Annotated in this window: 13 protein-coding genes and 1 other RNA gene; all 14 read right to left on the reverse strand. The window is 63.4% G+C overall.

Annotated features, from left to right (window positions below):
• Complete coding sequence (locus ACZ6YA_RS12100) at positions 1-957, reverse strand: D-alanine--D-alanine ligase (protein ID WP_465897347.1); 957 nt, start codon at positions 955-957, stop codon at positions 1-3.
• Positions 954-2,402 carry a UDP-N-acetylmuramate--L-alanine ligase gene (murC, locus tag ACZ6YA_RS12105; protein ID WP_465897348.1) on the reverse strand — a complete coding sequence of 483 codons (1,449 nt, stop codon included), beginning with the start codon at positions 2,400-2,402 and terminating at the stop codon, positions 954-956. The genes ACZ6YA_RS12100 and murC overlap by 4 nt, the downstream gene beginning before the upstream one ends.
• Entirely contained in the window at positions 2,395-3,474 is a 1,080-nt protein-coding gene (murG, locus tag ACZ6YA_RS12110) for an undecaprenyldiphospho-muramoylpentapeptide beta-N-acetylglucosaminyltransferase (protein ID WP_465897349.1), read from the reverse strand. Before murG ends, murC begins: the two co-directional genes overlap by 8 nt.
• Positions 3,464-4,675, reverse strand: a complete 1,212-nt coding sequence (gene ftsW / locus ACZ6YA_RS12115; RefSeq protein WP_465897463.1) for a putative lipid II flippase FtsW — start codon at positions 4,673-4,675, stop codon at positions 3,464-3,466. The genes murG and ftsW overlap by 11 nt, the downstream gene beginning before the upstream one ends.
• The gene (gene murD, locus ACZ6YA_RS12120; protein WP_465897350.1) at positions 4,675-6,021 is read right to left on the reverse strand and encodes a UDP-N-acetylmuramoyl-L-alanine--D-glutamate ligase; all 1,347 of its coding nucleotides are present in this window, start codon (positions 6,019-6,021) and stop codon (positions 4,675-4,677) included. The genes ftsW and murD overlap by 1 nt, the downstream gene beginning before the upstream one ends.
• Before the next feature lie 6 nt (positions 6,022-6,027).
• On the reverse strand, positions 6,028-7,110 hold the full coding sequence (gene mraY / locus ACZ6YA_RS12125; protein WP_465897351.1) for a phospho-N-acetylmuramoyl-pentapeptide-transferase: 1,083 nt from the start codon (positions 7,108-7,110) through the stop codon (positions 6,028-6,030).
• Positions 7,110-8,477: a UDP-N-acetylmuramoyl-tripeptide--D-alanyl-D-alanine ligase gene (locus ACZ6YA_RS12130; RefSeq protein ID WP_465897352.1), complete on the reverse strand. Its 1,368-nt coding sequence runs from the start codon at positions 8,475-8,477 to the stop codon at positions 7,110-7,112. Before ACZ6YA_RS12130 ends, mraY begins: the two co-directional genes overlap by 1 nt.
• Positions 8,470-9,960 (reverse strand): UDP-N-acetylmuramoyl-L-alanyl-D-glutamate--2,6-diaminopimelate ligase, encoded by a 1,491-nt coding sequence (locus ACZ6YA_RS12135; RefSeq protein WP_465897353.1) that lies wholly within the window; start codon positions 9,958-9,960, stop codon positions 8,470-8,472. The genes ACZ6YA_RS12130 and ACZ6YA_RS12135 overlap by 8 nt, the downstream gene beginning before the upstream one ends.
• Complete coding sequence (locus ACZ6YA_RS12140; protein WP_465897465.1) at positions 9,957-11,690, reverse strand: peptidoglycan D,D-transpeptidase FtsI family protein; 1,734 nt, start codon at positions 11,688-11,690, stop codon at positions 9,957-9,959. Before ACZ6YA_RS12140 ends, ACZ6YA_RS12135 begins: the two co-directional genes overlap by 4 nt.
• Positions 11,690-11,983 carry a cell division protein FtsL gene (gene ftsL, locus ACZ6YA_RS12145; RefSeq protein ID WP_465897354.1) on the reverse strand — a complete coding sequence of 98 codons (294 nt, stop codon included), beginning with the start codon at positions 11,981-11,983 and terminating at the stop codon, positions 11,690-11,692. The genes ACZ6YA_RS12140 and ftsL overlap by 1 nt, the downstream gene beginning before the upstream one ends.
• Positions 11,980-12,927 carry a 16S rRNA (cytosine(1402)-N(4))-methyltransferase RsmH gene (gene rsmH / locus ACZ6YA_RS12150; protein WP_465897355.1) on the reverse strand — a complete coding sequence of 316 codons (948 nt, stop codon included), beginning with the start codon at positions 12,925-12,927 and terminating at the stop codon, positions 11,980-11,982. Before rsmH ends, ftsL begins: the two co-directional genes overlap by 4 nt.
• Positions 12,924-13,379, reverse strand: a complete 456-nt coding sequence (gene mraZ / locus ACZ6YA_RS12155; protein WP_011535546.1) for a division/cell wall cluster transcriptional repressor MraZ — start codon at positions 13,377-13,379, stop codon at positions 12,924-12,926. Before mraZ ends, rsmH begins: the two co-directional genes overlap by 4 nt.
• A 308-nt stretch (positions 13,380-13,687) precedes the next feature.
• An RNA gene (gene rnpB, locus ACZ6YA_RS12160) (RNase P RNA component class A) lies at positions 13,688-14,047 on the reverse strand.
• A gap of 56 nt (positions 14,048-14,103) precedes the next feature.
• Positions 14,104-14,979, reverse strand: coding sequence for a 16S rRNA (cytidine(1402)-2'-O)-methyltransferase (gene rsmI, locus ACZ6YA_RS12165; protein WP_465897356.1), 876 nt, complete (start codon positions 14,977-14,979; stop codon positions 14,104-14,106).
• Between the last annotated feature and the right edge of the window lie 98 nt (positions 14,980-15,077).

The raw sequence follows: 15,077 nt of genomic DNA on the forward strand, positions 1-15,077 counted from the left end.
TTAACCTCGCGTCGCTACGCTGTCGGCCAGGATCGCCAGCACCAGTTGCTGGAAGTCCAGACCGGCCGCGCGGGCCGCCATGGGCACCAGGCTATGATCAGTCATGCCCGGTGCGGTGTTGACTTCGAGCAGCCAGAACCGGCCCTGCTCGTCCTGCATCACGTCCAGCCGGCCCCAGCCTTCGATGCCGATGGCATCGCAGGCGCGCGCGGTCAGGTCGATCAGTTCCTGTTCCTTGACAGCGTCCAGCCCACACGGGATGCGGTACTGGGTGTCATTGGCGATGTACTTGGCGTCGTAGTCGTAGAACACGTGCGGGGTGCCCAGCGCGATCGGCGGCAGCACCTGGCCACGCAGCACGGCGATGGTGAACTCCGGGCCGTGAATCCATTGTTCGACCAGAACTTGCGAATCGTAGTGGGCGGCGTCTTGCCAGGCAGCGATCAGTTCCTGCTCGCTGTTCACCTTGGCCATACCGATGCTAGAGCCTTCATGGGCAGGTTTGACGATCAACGGGAAGCCCAGTTCCCTGCTGGCGGCAACACAATCGCTTTCGCTGGCCAGTACGGCGTGGCGCGGGGTCGGAATGCCCAGGCTCTGCCACACCTGCTTGGTGCGAAGCTTGTCCATGGCCAGGGCCGACGCGAGGATGCCGCTGCCGGTGTAAGGAATGCTCAGGCACTCCAGCAGGCCTTGCATGCTGCCGTCTTCGCCGCCACGGCCGTGGAGGATGATGAAGGCGCGGTCGATCTTTTCGTTCTGCAGACGCGTCAGCAGGTCGTCGCCCACATCGATGGCGACCACGTCGACACCGGCGCTGGTCAGCGCGGCGATCACCGCAGCGCCGGATTTCAGCGAGACTTCACGCTCGGCGCTCTTGCCACCGTACAGCACGGCGACGCGGCCGAACGCCTTGACGTCCAGGGTCGAGTGCAACTTGTCGTAGGCGCTGGTCATTTCGACTTCTCCTGCTTGGCGCCTGCGAACAGCGGGCTTTTCATCAATTGCGGGGCCAGGCCACCGACATCACCGGCACCCTGGCACAGCAGGATGTCGCCGGCGCGCAGCAGCGGTTTGACCAGCGGCGCCAGCTCGGCGCCACGTTCGATGTAGATCGGGTCCAGCTTGCCGCGCTGGCGGATGCTGTGGCACAGCTGACGGCTGTCGGCACCGGGGATCGGTTCTTCACCGGCCGGGTAGACCTCCATCAGCAGCAGCACGTTGGCATCGCCCAGCACCTGTACGAAGTCGTCGTACAGGTCACGGGTACGGCTGTAGCGGTGCGGCTGGTAGACGATGACCAGACGGCGGCTTGGCCACCCGCCGCGCACGGCCTTGATCACCGCGGCCACTTCGGTCGGGTGGTGGCCGTAGTCGTCGACCAGCATCACGCTGCCGCCGTCGACCGGCAGTTCGCCATACACCTGGAAACGTCGGCCGACACCCTGGAAGCCGGAAAGGCCCTGGACGATGGCGGCGTCGCTGATGCCTTCGTCAGTGGCAATGGCGATGGTCGCCAGGGCGTTGAGCACGTTGTGGTTGCCGGGCATGTTCACCGACACTTCCAGCGGCTCGCAGTCGCGGCGCAGCACGGTGAAGTGGGTCTGCATGCCCTGCTGGCGCACATTGATGGCGCGGATGTCGGCCTCTTCGCTGAAGCCATAGGTCACGGTTGGGCGCTTGACCTGGGGCAGGATCTCACGCACCACCGGGTCGTCCAGGCACATCACGGCCAGACCGTAGAACGGCAGGTTGTGCAAGAACTCGACGAAGGTTTTCTTCAGCTTGTTGAAGTCGCCTTCGTAGGTGGCCATGTGGTCAGCGTCAATGTTGGTGACCACGGCGACCATCGGCTGCAGGTGCAGGAAGCTGGCGTCGCTTTCATCGGCTTCGGCGATCAGGTAGCGGCTGGTGCCCAGCTGGGCATTGGTGCCGGCAGCGGTCAGGCGGCCGCCGATGACGAAGGTCGGATCCAGGCCGCCAGCGGCGAATACCGAAGCCAGCAGGCTAGTGGTGGTGGTCTTGCCGTGGGTACCGGCAACGGCCACGCCGTGGCGATAGCGCATCAGCTCGGCGAGCATCTCGGCACGTGGCACCACTGGAATGCGCCGCTCAAGGGCGGTGGCCACTTCCGGGTTGGCCGGGTTGATGGCGCTGGACACTACCAGCACATCGGCATTGGCAGCGTTCTCGGCACGGTGGCCGACGAAGATTTCGGCACCGAACGACTCCAGGCGCTCGGTAACCGGCGATGCCTTGAGGTCGGAACCGGACACTTCATAGCCCAGATTCAGCAGCACTTCGGCGATGCCGCACATGCCCACGCCGCCGATACCGACGAAGTGGATGCGACGGATACGGCCCATCTTCGGATGGGGCATGGCTTTCTGGCTTTCAACCATGGGCCACCTCCAGGCAGATATCCACCACGGTGCTGGTTGCTGCAGGTTTGGCCAGGCGCCGTGCGGTGCCGGCCATGGTGTTGAGTTTCTCGGGTTGCATCAGCACCTCGTTCAGGCGTTCAGCGAGTTGCGCTGCGCCAGTTGTCGCTTGTGGCATGAGGAAGGCGGCGCCTTCCCGAGCCAGATATTGGGCGTTGTGGGTCTGGTGATCGTCGATGGCGTGGGGCAAAGGCACCAGCATCGAAGGCAGGCCTGCCGCCGCGAGTTCGCTCACGGTCAAGGCACCCGCGCGGCACACCACCAGGTCGGCCCAGCCATAGGCGTGGGCCATGTCTTTGATGAACGGTTCTACCTGAGCGTCGACACCCGCCTCCTGATACCGCTCGGCGGTGATCGGCGCGTGGTGCTTGCCGGCCTGGTGGAACACCTCGGGCCGCAGGTTGGCGGGCACTTCGGACAGGGCCTTAGGCAACAATTTGTTCAATGGTTCCGCACCCAGGCTGCCCCCCATGACCAACAAGCGCGCGCGGCGCTCGGCCAGGGGTGCACGCAGGGCATCCATGAACAGTTCCGCGCGCACTGGATTGCCGGTGGTACGCAGTTTGTCATCGCTGGCAAAGGTGCCCGGGAACGCCTCGCAGACGCGCGCCGACAGCGGCACCAGCAGGCGATTGGCGGTTCCGGCGCGGGCATTCTGTTCGTGAATCACCAGCGGTACACCGCACAGCCGCGCAGCCACGCCACCTGGACCAGTCACGTAGCCGCCGAAGCCCAGCACGCAGACCGGCTTGAGCTGACGAATGATGCTGCGCGCCTGCCACACCGCCTTGACCAGGGTGAACGGCGCCTTGAGCAGCGACAGCTTGCCTTTGCCACGCAAGCCGCTGACCTGGATCAGGTGCAGCGGCAAGCCGGCCTGTGGTACCAGTTCATTCTCGATGCCGCGCGGTGTGCCCAGCCAGTGCACGCTGTAACCGCGCGCCTGGAATTCACGGGCGCAGGCCAGGGCCGGGAACACGTGGCCCCCGGTACCGCCGGCCATGATCAGTACGTTCTTGCCGTCAGCGGCCATGATTGGTCTCCTCGGCAAAATCGCTTTCGTTGAATTCGTGTTCCTCACTGCCCAGGTGCGTGCGGCTCTCCCATTCGATGCGTAGCAACAAGCCCACGCAGGCGCAGCAGATCACCAGCGAGCTGCCCCCGTAACTGAGGAACGGCAAGGTCAGGCCCTTGGTCGGCAGCAGGCCGACGTTCACGCCAATGTTGATCAAGAACTGGCCGATCCACAGGAACGCCAGGCCGAACGCCACGTAGGCGGCAAAGTACTGCTTGGCTTTCTCGGCCCACAGGCCGATGTACAGGGCACGCACGGTGACGAAGACGAACAGCGCGATGGTCACCAGCGAACCGACCACGCCCAGTTCTTCGGCGAGTACCGAGAACACGAAGTCGGTATGCGCTTCAGGCAGGTAGAACTGCTTCTGCACACTGTTGCCCAGGCCCACACCCAGCCACTCGCCGCGGCCAAAGGCGATCAGTGCCTGGGTCAGCTGGTAGCCGGAGCCGAACTGATCGGACCACGGGTCGGTGAAGGTGATCAAGCGCGCCATTCGATAGGGCTGCGCCTGCACCAGCACGAACACCGCGACCACCGCCAACACCACCATCAGACTGAAACGGAACAGCCCCACCCCGCCGAGGAACAGCATGGCGGCGGCGGCGCCCATCATCACCACGGTGGCACCGAAGTCCGGCTCCATCAGCAGCAGGCCGGCCATTGGCAGCAGCACGATGAACGGCTTGAAGAAGCCCATCCAGCTCTCGCGCACTTCGGTCTGACGGCGTACCAGATAGCCTGCGAGATAGATGACCACGAAGACCTTGGCGATCTCCGAAGGCTGCACGTTGAAGAAGCTGAAACCAATCCAGCGCATCGAACCGTTCACTTCGCGGCCAATACCCGGTATCAGCACCATGACCAGCAAGGCGAAGGCACCGACCAGCATCATGAAACCCATGCGTTGCCACGTGGCGATCGGCACCATCATGGTCGCGCCACAGGCGACCAGGCCAATGGCCACGTACACCAGGTGGCGGAACATATGGTACAGCGGGTTGCCGGACTGCACGGCGGCCACTTCCGAGGATGCCGAGGTGATCATCACCAGGCCCAGGCCAAGCAGTGCCAGGCAACCGGCCAGGAAAGCGAAGTCGAGGTCGACGCCCCGACCGCTGATCAGCGGCGACGGATAAGGCTTGAGGACGCCGAAGATCATGCCAGCCCCCCCGCCGCCTGGGCGAACAGGCGCCCGCGTTCTTCGAAGTTCTTGAACATATCCAGGCTGGCACAGGCCGGCGACAGCAGCACGGCATCGCCAGGTTGTGCCAGTTCGGCGCACTGTTGCACGGCTTCGTCGAGGGTCTTGACCCGCACCAATGGCACGGCATCGCCCAAGGTTGCGGCCAGGCGCTCGGCATCACGGCCGAGCAGCACCACGGCGCGGCAGAAGCGCGCGACCGGCTCACGCAGGGCGGCAAAGTCGGCACCTTTGCCGTCGCCGCCGGCGATCAGCACCAGCTTGCCTTCAATGTCCGCACCCAGGCCCTCGATAGCAGCCAGGGCCGCACCGACGTTGGTGGCCTTGGAATCGTCGTACCAGCTCACGCCGTTGCGCTCGCGTACCCATTGGCAACGGTGGGCCAGGCCACCGAATTCACGCAGGGCTTCGAGCATCGGCTCGAAGGGCAAACCAGCGGCATGGCCCAGGGCCAACGCTGCCAGGGCGTTGCTCTGGTTGTGGGCGCCACGAACCTTCAGCTCGCGCGCTGGCATCAGCGCCTGGAACTCGAAGGCCAGGTATTTCTCGCCATCGACCTCACGCAGGCCGAAGCCCTTGAAGTCTGGCTGGTTGAGGCCGAAGGTCCAGCACGGGCGGCCCTCGACCGGCAGTGGGCGGCTCAAGGCATCCTGGCGGTTGACCACCACCTGCTGGGCACCACGGAAGATCCGGTGCTTGGCCAGGTGGTAAGCCGGCAGGCCGCTGTAGCGGTCCATGTGGTCTTCGCTGATGTTCAGCACGGTGGCCACTTCAGCATTGAGCTGGTCGGTGGTTTCCAGCTGGAAACTCGACAGTTCCATGACGTACAGCTCGACGTCGTCGCTGAGCAGGTCCAGGGCCGGCGTACCCAGGTTGCCACCCACCGCCACACGCTTGCCGGCCTTGGCGGCCATCTCGCCGACCAGGGTAGTCACCGTGCTTTTTGCGTTGGAGCCACTGATGGCGATGATCGGTGCCTTGGCGTGGCGGGCGAACAGCTCGATGTCGCCGGACAGCTTCACTCCGCGCGCCGCCGCCTGCTGTAGCGCCGGCGTGGCCAAAGCCAGGCCGGGGCTCACGTACAGCTCGTTGGCGCGGCACAGGAAGTCCACATCCAGTTCACCACAGCGCACTTCCACCTGCGGGTAATCACGGCGCAGGGTGTCCAGTTCCGGCGGTTGCTCACGGGTGTCGGCGACCGCAAAGGCAATGCCCCGGCTCGCCAGGAAGCGAACCAGGGACATGCCGCTCTTGCCGAGGCCGACAACGATGCGGAATTGGTCGGAAGCGATCAGTGACACGCTCGTCTACCTCAGTTTCAGGGTTGCAAGGCCGATCAGCACGAGAATCACGGTGATGATCCAGAAGCGGACAATCACGCGCGGCTCAGGCCAGCCCTTGAGTTCAAAGTGGTGGTGGATCGGCGCCATGCGGAACACGCGCTTGCCGGTCAACTTGAAGGAGGCAACCTGGATCACCACCGACAGGGTTTCCATCACGAAGATGCCGCCCATGATGAACAGGACGATTTCCTGGCGCACGATCACGGCGATGGTGCCCAATGCAGCGCCCAGCGCCAGCGCACCGACGTCACCCATGAATACCTGGGCCGGGTACGTGTTGAACCACAGGAAACCCAGGCCCGCGCCGATCAGCGCGCCGCAGAACACGATCAGCTCTCCCGAGCCCGGTACATAAGGGATCAGCAGGTACTCGGCGAACTTCACGTTACCCGACAGGTAGCAGAAGATGCCCAGGGCGCCGCCGACCATCACCGTCGGCATGATCGCCAGTCCATCGAGGCCGTCGGTCAGGTTGACCGCGTTGCTCGAACCGACGATGACGAAGTAGGTGAGCACGACGAAGCCAATACCCAGCGGAATGGTGACGTCCTTGAGGAACGGCACGATCAGGGTGGTTTCGACCGAGGTCGGCGCAGTCTTGAACAGGAAGATCGCAGCGCCCAGGCCAAATACCGACTGCCAGAAATACTTCCAGCGGCTCGGCAGGCCTCGCGAGTTCTTTTCGATCACCTTGCGGTAGTCGTCGACCCAGCCAATGGCGCCGAACAGCAAGGTGACGATCAGTACCGTCCACACGTAGCGATTGGACAGGTCGGCCCACAGCAAGGTGCTGACGCCGATGGCGGACAGGATCAGGGCGCCGCCCATGGTGGGGGTGCCGGACTTCGACAAGTGCGATTGTGGGCCGTCATTACGAACGGCCTGACCGATCTGGCGGATCTGCAGGGTACGGATCATCCACGGGCCCAGCCACAGCGCCAGCGACAACGCGGTCAGTACACCAAGGATCCCGCGCAGGGACAGGTACTGGAAGACCGCGAAGCCTTTATGGAACTGTTGCAGATACTCAGCCAACAGCAGCAGCATTAATGTTTCTCCCCGCTGGCACCGCACAGTGCAGCCACGACGTTTTCCATCGCAGCGCTGCGCGAGCCCTTGATCAAGATAGTGGTGTTGCTGTCCGTCTCGGCGCCAACGGCCTCGATCAGCTCAGCTTGAGTCGCGAAATGACGGCCATTGGCGCCGAACGCCTTGACCGCATGTGCCATGTTGGAACCTACCGCGTACAGGGCGTCGATTTTGCCGCGTGCGTAATCGCCCACCTGACGGTGGCCTTCCTCCGCCCATTGGCCCAGCTCGCCGATATCCCCAAGCACCAGAACGGTGCGCCCGGAAAAGCCGGCGAGTATATCAATGGCCGCGCACATCGAGGTGGGATTTGCGTTGTAACTGTCATCGATCACCCGCACACCGGTCGGCGCGATCTGTGCCACGGTGCGGCCCTTGACCGGTTGCACGGCATTCAGGCCGGCGGCGATGCCGCTCAGGCTCAGACCAACGGCGTGTGCGGCGGCGGCGGCGGCCAGGGCATTGCTGACGTTGTGTTCACCCAGCACGTTGAGCTGCACATCCACCGACTCACCACCGCCATGCAGGGTGAATGAAGGACAACCACGCGCATCGCGACCGATAGTGGTGGCGTAGAAATTGGCGCGCGCGTCATTGCGGGCGAAGCTGATGACCTTGTTCGCACCGGCGCGCGCCTTCCAGATGGCAAAGGCCTTGTCGTCCAGATTGAGGATGGCCGTACCACCCTCGCCCAAGCCTTCAAGAATTTCACCTTTGGCTTCGACGATTTTTTCCGGGCCACCGAACTCGCCAACGTGGGCAGTACCGGCGTTATTGATGACGACCACCTGCGGCTGGGTCAGGCCGACGGTGTAGCGAATTTCGCCGATGCGCGATGCGCCCAGTTCGATGACCGCGGCACTGTGCTCCGCGGCGATTTCCAGCAGGGTCAGCGGCGCACCAAGGTCATTGTTCAAGTTGCCTCGGGTGGCATGCACCAGACCACGGGTGCGCAGGATGCTGGCGAGCATCTCCTTGACCGTGGTCTTGCCGCTGGAGCCCGTGATGGCCACTACCGGCTTGTCGAAAGCAGCGCGATTCAACGCCCCCAGCTGGCCGAGCGCCATGCGGCAGTCCTTGACCAACAACTGCGGCAGGTCCACGTCGGCGACCTCGCGCTCGACCAATGCTGCCACCGCGCCCTTGGCCTTCACATCGGCCAGGTAGTTGTGACCGTCGAAACGCGGGCCGGCCAGGGCAACGAACAACTGCCCGGGTGCAACGCTACGGCTGTCGATGCTGACACCGGTGAAGCTGGCGTCGGCGCTGATCTGGCGAGCACTCAGTGCCGTGGTCAGCTGGCTGAGTGTCATGGGCTTAAGCATGTGGAGCCTCCCAGGCTGCAAGTGCCTTCTCGGCTTCGACCAAGTCGGAGAAGTCATGGCGCTCGCCATGGATCTCCTGGTAATCCTCGTGGCCCTTGCCGGCCAGGACGATGACGTCATCGGCAGCAGCAGAAGCGATCAGGTGTGCAATGGCCTCGCCACGGCCGGCGACGAATTCGACGCTGTGGGGCTTGGCGAAACCGGGGCGGATATCGGCGAAGATGCCTTGCGGATCTTCGGTACGTGGATTGTCATCGGTGACCAGTACCCGGTCAGCCAGGCGCTCGGCCACCTGGGCCATCAGCGGGCGCTTGCCGCGATCGCGGTCGCCGCCACAGCCGAACAGGCACAGCAGCTTGCCATGGGCATGCGGGCGCAGGGCTTCGAGGACTTTTTCCAGTGCGTCGGGGGTGTGGGCGTAATCGACCACCACCAGCGGTTTCTTACCGCCACCCAGGCGCTGCATGCGGCCAATCGGCCCCTGCAACTGCGGGGTGACCTTGAGTATTTCGTCCAACGAATAATCCAGGGCCAGCAACGTTGCCACGGCCGCGAGCACGTTGCTCAAGTTGAAGCGACCGAGCAATTGGCTGCGCAGGGTACGTTCACCCTGGGCGGTGACGAGGACCGCGCGCACGCCATCGTCATCGAAGTGGGCTTCACGGCAGAACAGCGAGGCGTCCGGGTTTTCCAGGCTATAGCTGAGTAAACGGGTCTCGATAAGATCGGCACTCGGACGTCGGGCAAAGTCTTCGGCCAGGCGGCGACCGAACCCATCGTCGAGGTTGACGACTTGGCAGCGCAGACTCGGCCAGGCGAACAACTTCGCCTTGGCGGCCTCGTAGGCCTCCATGCTGCCATGGTAGTCGAGGTGATCACGGGACAGGTTGGTCATCACCGCGATATCGAATTCCAGCGCAGCAACACGGCCCTGCTCCAGAGCATGCGAGGAAACCTCCATCGCCACGGCCTTGGCGCCGCCCTTTTTCAGATCGTAGAGGGTCGATTGCACCGCGATCGGATCAGGCGTGGTCAGGCGGCCGCTTTGCAGCTCACCAAAGAAACCGGTGCCCAATGTGCCGATCAGGCCGCAACGCTGGCCCAGTGCGTCAAGCGCCTGCGCCACCAGTTGAGTGACACTGGTCTTGCCGTTCGTTCCGGTAACGCCGACCAGATTGAGCTGACGGCTTGGCACGCCGTAGAAGGTGCCAGCAATTCTGGAAAGCTGCGCCACCAACCCCTTCACCGGAATCAGTGGCGCATCAGTAATCGGCAGCACGCTGGCGCCCTGCTCTTCATAGGCAACGGCGGCTGCGCCACGGGCCAAGGCATCGGCGATATGGTCACGGCCGTCGACCTTGGCACCCGGCACGGCCAGGAACAGGTCACCCGCGCGCACGGCACGGCTGTCCAGGGTCAGCTCACGGATCAACGGATCGCGGCTGGCGTGGGCGAAAAGCTTGCTCAGTGGCATTGTCATCATCCACGCCCTCCCTTGGCGGGTACTGCATTGACTTGCTGCTGTTCGGTCGGCGGTGGCAGGTTGTCCGGCGGCACGTTCATCAGGCGCAGGGTGCCGGACATGACTTTGCTGAACACCGGCGCCGATACCAGGCCGCCGAAATAACCACCCTTGCTCGGCTCGTCGATGACCACGACGACGGCATAGCGGGGGTCGCTCATTGGGCCGAAACCGGCAAACAGCGAGCGGTAGGCGTTTTCGGTGTAGCCCTTGGACCCGACCGTGGCCTTACGCGCAGTACCCGACTTGCCACCCACGTGATAGAACGGCACCTGGGCACGGAACACGCCACGCGGTGCCTCGATCACCTGCTGCAGCATGCCCTGCACGGTTTCGGCGGTTTCCTTCGGAATGGCCTGGACGGCCTCGGGCGCCTTGTCGACCTTGAGGATCGACAGCGGCACCATCTTGCCGTCGTTGGCCAGCGCCGCGTAGGCGTGCACCAACTGCAGGGCGGTTACCGACACGCCATAGCCGTAGGACAGGGTCGCGGTTTCAGCCTTGCGCCACTCACGGTGGTTAGGCAGGTTGCCGACGCGCTCGCCAGGGAAGCCGAGGCCGGTGTACTGGCCCAGACCAACCTGGGACATGACCCGATAGATGGCCTCGCCGCCGATGTCGAAGGCGATCTTGCTCATGCCGACGTTACTGGAGTTGATCAGGATGCCGGTCAGGTCGAGGATCGGACCCTCGCTGCGGGACACGTCCTTGATGGTGTAACGGCCGATCTGCAGGCTGCCCGGGTACACTTCGACCTTGTCGGTCGGCTTCCAGCGGCCGCTCTGCAGTGCAGCACTCATGGAGATCGGCTTGACCGTGGAGCCTGGCTCGAACACGTCGATGATCGCCCGGTTGCGCATGGCGGCAGGGAACATGCTGCGGCGGTTGTTGGGGTTGTAGGTCGGCTGGTTGACCATGGCCAGGACCTCACCGGTCTTGACGTCCATGATCACCAGGCTGCCGGCCTTGGCTTCCTGTTCGGCAATCGCGTTGCGCAGTTCGCGGGTAGCCAGGTATTGCAGGCGCAGGTCGATAGACAACGCCAAGGTCTTGCCGGCCTTGGCGTTCTTGGTGACCTGAATGTCCTTGATCAGCCGGCCACGCCGGTCCTTGATCACTTGCCGCTTGCCGGGCACGCCGGCCAGCCACTCGTCGTAGGCCAGCTCCACCCCTTCCCGACCATGGTCGTCGAGGTCGGTGAAGCCGACCATGTGGGCGGTGACGTCACCGGCCGGGTAGAAGCGGCGGAATTCTTCCAGGCCGTACACGCCAGGCACTTTCAGGTCGAGCACGTGCTGGCCCTGCTCTGGGGTCAGGCCGCGGACCAGGTAGATGAATTCCTTGCTGGCTTGCTGGGTCAGACGCTCGGTCAGCTGCTGGGCGTTCTGCCCCAGCGCTGCGGCCAGTTGCGGCCAGCGGTCCTTGGACGCCTGCATTTCCTTGGGGTTGGCCCACAGGGTGGTCACCGGTGTACTGACCGCCAGCGGCTCGCCATTGCGGTCGGTGATCAGACCACGGTGTGCCGGAATAGGGATATGCCGCAGGCTACGGGCATCGCCCTGGCCTTTGAGGAAATCACGGTCGACCACCTGCAGGTCGATGATCCGCCAGCAGATTGCACCGACCATGATCGCCAGCAAGCCGATCACCACGCGGAAGCGCCAAGGGTAGAGTGCGCCTTCGAGCTTCATCATGGTGCCACCATCCGCACTTCGTCAGCCGCGGGCACGCGCATTTTCAGCTGTTCGGAGGCCAGGCTCTCGATGCGGCTGGCGGCGGTCCAGGTGCTTTGCTCGAGGATCAGCCGACCCCATTCGGCCTGGGCCTTGTCGCGGTCATTCAATTCGCCGTACAGGGTGTTGAGCAACTGACGGTTCCAGTGGGCGCTGTACGACACGGCGATGGCCGAAACGAGCACGCCGACAAACAGCAGAAGCATCAGGAAGCTTCCGCCTGGTAAAGGTTTGGCGAATAGCCGGCTCACCGAAGCTTCTCCGCCACCCGCATCACGGCGCTGCGCGACCGCGGGTTGGCTTTGAGTTCAGCGTCGGAGGCAAACTGCGCCTTGCCGATGAGCTTGATCTTGGGCTCAAAGACCTTGTGCTGTACCGGAAGGTTGCGCGGCAAGTTGTCAGCTTCGCCCTTGACCAGTTTGCGCATGAACAGCTTGACGATGCGGTCTTCGAGCGAATGGAAGCTGATCACCGCCAGGCGACCACCAACCTCCAGAGCATCGAGCGCAGCTTCGAGGCCGGCTTCCAGATCGCCAAGCTCGTTGTTGACGTGGATACGCAATCCCTGGAAGGCGCGTGTAGCCGGGTTCTTGCCCTTTTCCCACGCCGGGTTGGCAACCTTCAGCACTTCGGCGAGGTCGGCGGTACGGGTGAACGGTTGCTTCTCGCGGCGCTCGACCACAGCCCGGGCCATGCGCCCGGCAAAACGTTCTTCGCCGTACTCCTTGAACACGCGGGCGATTTCTTCCACTGATGCAGTGGCAATGAATTCGGCGGCGCTTATGCCCTGGTCAGGGTTCATGCGCATATCCAGCGGGCCGTCATTCAGGAAGCTGAAGCCGCGTTCCGGGTCATCCAGCTGCGGCGAGGAAACGCCCAGGTCGAGCAGAATGCCGCTGACCTTGCCGTCCAGACCGCGCTCGACCACCTCGGCACCCAGCTCGGCAAAGCTGCGCTGCACAATGACAAAGCGGCCGTCTTCGGCCGCCAGCGCTTGCCCGGTGGCAATCGCTTGAGGATCTTTGTCGAACCCCAGCAGCCGCCCTTGCGGCCCAAGCTTGCTGAGGATCAGACGGCTGTGCCCGCCACGCCCGAAGGTGCCGTCGAGATAGCAACCGTCGGGGCGCAGGGCCAGTGCCTCGACAGCTTCGTCGAGCAGGACGGTGATGTGGTTGAAGCCGCTATCTATGGTCACAGGATCAGGTCACGCAAATCGTCGGGCATGGCGCCCGGTTGTTGGATAGCTGCGAGGTCGGCTGCCGAAACTGCGTTCCAGGCATCCTCATCCCACAGCTGGAATTTGTTCAGTTGCCCCACCAGCATCGCCTTCTTGTCCAGCTTGGCGTACTCCCGCAGGCGGGGCGGTACCAGGAAACGCCCACTGCCGTCGAGCTCCAGGTCAACCGCGTTACCGATCAGCAAACGCTGCAGGCGACGGTTTTCCTCACGCAACGACGGCAAGGCGCGCAACTTGGCTTCAATCTGTTCCCACTCATCGAGGGGGTAAACACACAAGCAGGGGTCTACGGCGTCGATGGTCACGATCAACTGACCATTGCAACGCGAATCGAGCTCGTCACGGTACCGGCTCGGCATGGCGAGACGGCCCTTTGCATCGAGGCTGACGGCGTTGGCTCCGCGGAACACGGCTGCGATTCCCCACAATGTTAGCTTTTTTGTGCCAGAAAACCCACTTCATCCCACTTTCTGCCACTTGCGCACACTATAGGAATCCGCCTGCTGCACCGTCAAGGCACGTTCATAAGGAAAACCCTTACAGGACCGAGATTTAGCGCGATATAGGAGGGAGGGAAGGATGACCCGGGATGAAAAAAACGTGAAAAATCAAACCGACTCAAACGAATGCAGTTCGAAGTTAAAGTGATTTATTAAGAGTAAGATTTTTTCGGTATTACCAGGAGCGATCTGCTATCGATTAAGCAGGAGGGAGGGAGGTGGAGAGTCGATCTGTAAGCCGGGTTTTGTCGAGGACAGTCATTCCTCTACGACGGCCATCACTGGACGCCTCTAGCAACCTACCCGGTTCCGACGCGGGCCACGCCTAATGGAACCCTATTTGGTCTTGCTCCGAGTGGGGTTTACCTAGCCACGAACTGTTGCCAGCCGTGCGGTGCGCTCTTACCGCACCTTTTCACCCTTACCGGCACCGAAGTGCTTAGGCGGTTATTTTCTGTGGCACTTTCCGTAGGCTCGCGCCTCCCAGGCGTTACCTGGCACTCTGCCCTATGGAGCCCGGACTTTCCTCCCCCGCCTTTTGCGGAACAAAAGACGGCAGCGACTGTCCGATCGACTCTCCGCCGCCAAGGTTAACGGCACGCGCGCTCAAGAACAAGCAATACCGCAAATTACCTCACTGGGCTTTCTGCTTTTCCAGGGCTACCTGATACAGCAGGTTCTTGCGCACACCGGTAATTTCCGCCGCCAACGCCGCCGCACGCTTGAGCGGCAACTCGGCCAGCAGCAGGTCGAGCACGCGCTGCGCTTCGGTGCTGATCGCCTCCTCGCCCTCCGGCGCGCTCCAGCCACCGACCAGCACCACGCACTCGCCACGCTGCTGGTTGCTGTCACCCGCCACGAAGGCATGCAGCTCACCGAGCGGCAACCCTTTGAGGGTCTCAAAGGTTTTGGTCAGCTCGCGCGCCAGCAGCGCCGGGCGCTGGGCGCCGAATACCAGCACCATGTCTTCCAGGCATTCGAGAATACGGTGAGGCGCCTCGTAGAAGATCAACGTGCGCGGTTCTTCCTTCACCTGCTCCAGGCGCGCACGCCGGCCAGCGGTCTTGGCCGGCAGGAAGCCTTCGAAGATGAAGCGGTCGGACGGCAGCCCCGCCGCCGAAAGCGCGGCGATCAGCGCGCAAGCGCCAGGTACCGGCACCACACTGACCCCTGCGGCCCGCGCCTGGCGCACCAGGTGATAGCCCGGGTCGGAAATCAGCGGAGTACCGGCATCGGACACCAGCGCCACATCCTCACCGGCCATCAGCTTGGTGATGAAGCGCCCACCCTCGTCGCGTTCGTTGTGCTCATGGCAGGCCGCCAGCGGCGTGTCGATGCCGAAATGCTGCAACAGGCGGATCGAATGCCGGGTGTCCTCGGCAGCGATCAAGGCGACGTCGGCCAGCACCTTCAAGGCCCTGGCACTCATGTCGTCGAGGTTGCCGATGGGGGTCGCGACCACGTACAGCGTCCCCACGGTGGATTTCGAAGCCCCTGCCACATCAGTCACTGCGCACACCTGTCTTTCGGATCAAAGGTGCCATTGTAGCCCGAGCGCCGGTAACAGGGCGCAAAGAACTTCACCCGCGCCGACCGCTCAGCCACCTA

The organism is Pseudomonas sp. NPDC090752 (genome assembly GCF_055584805.1).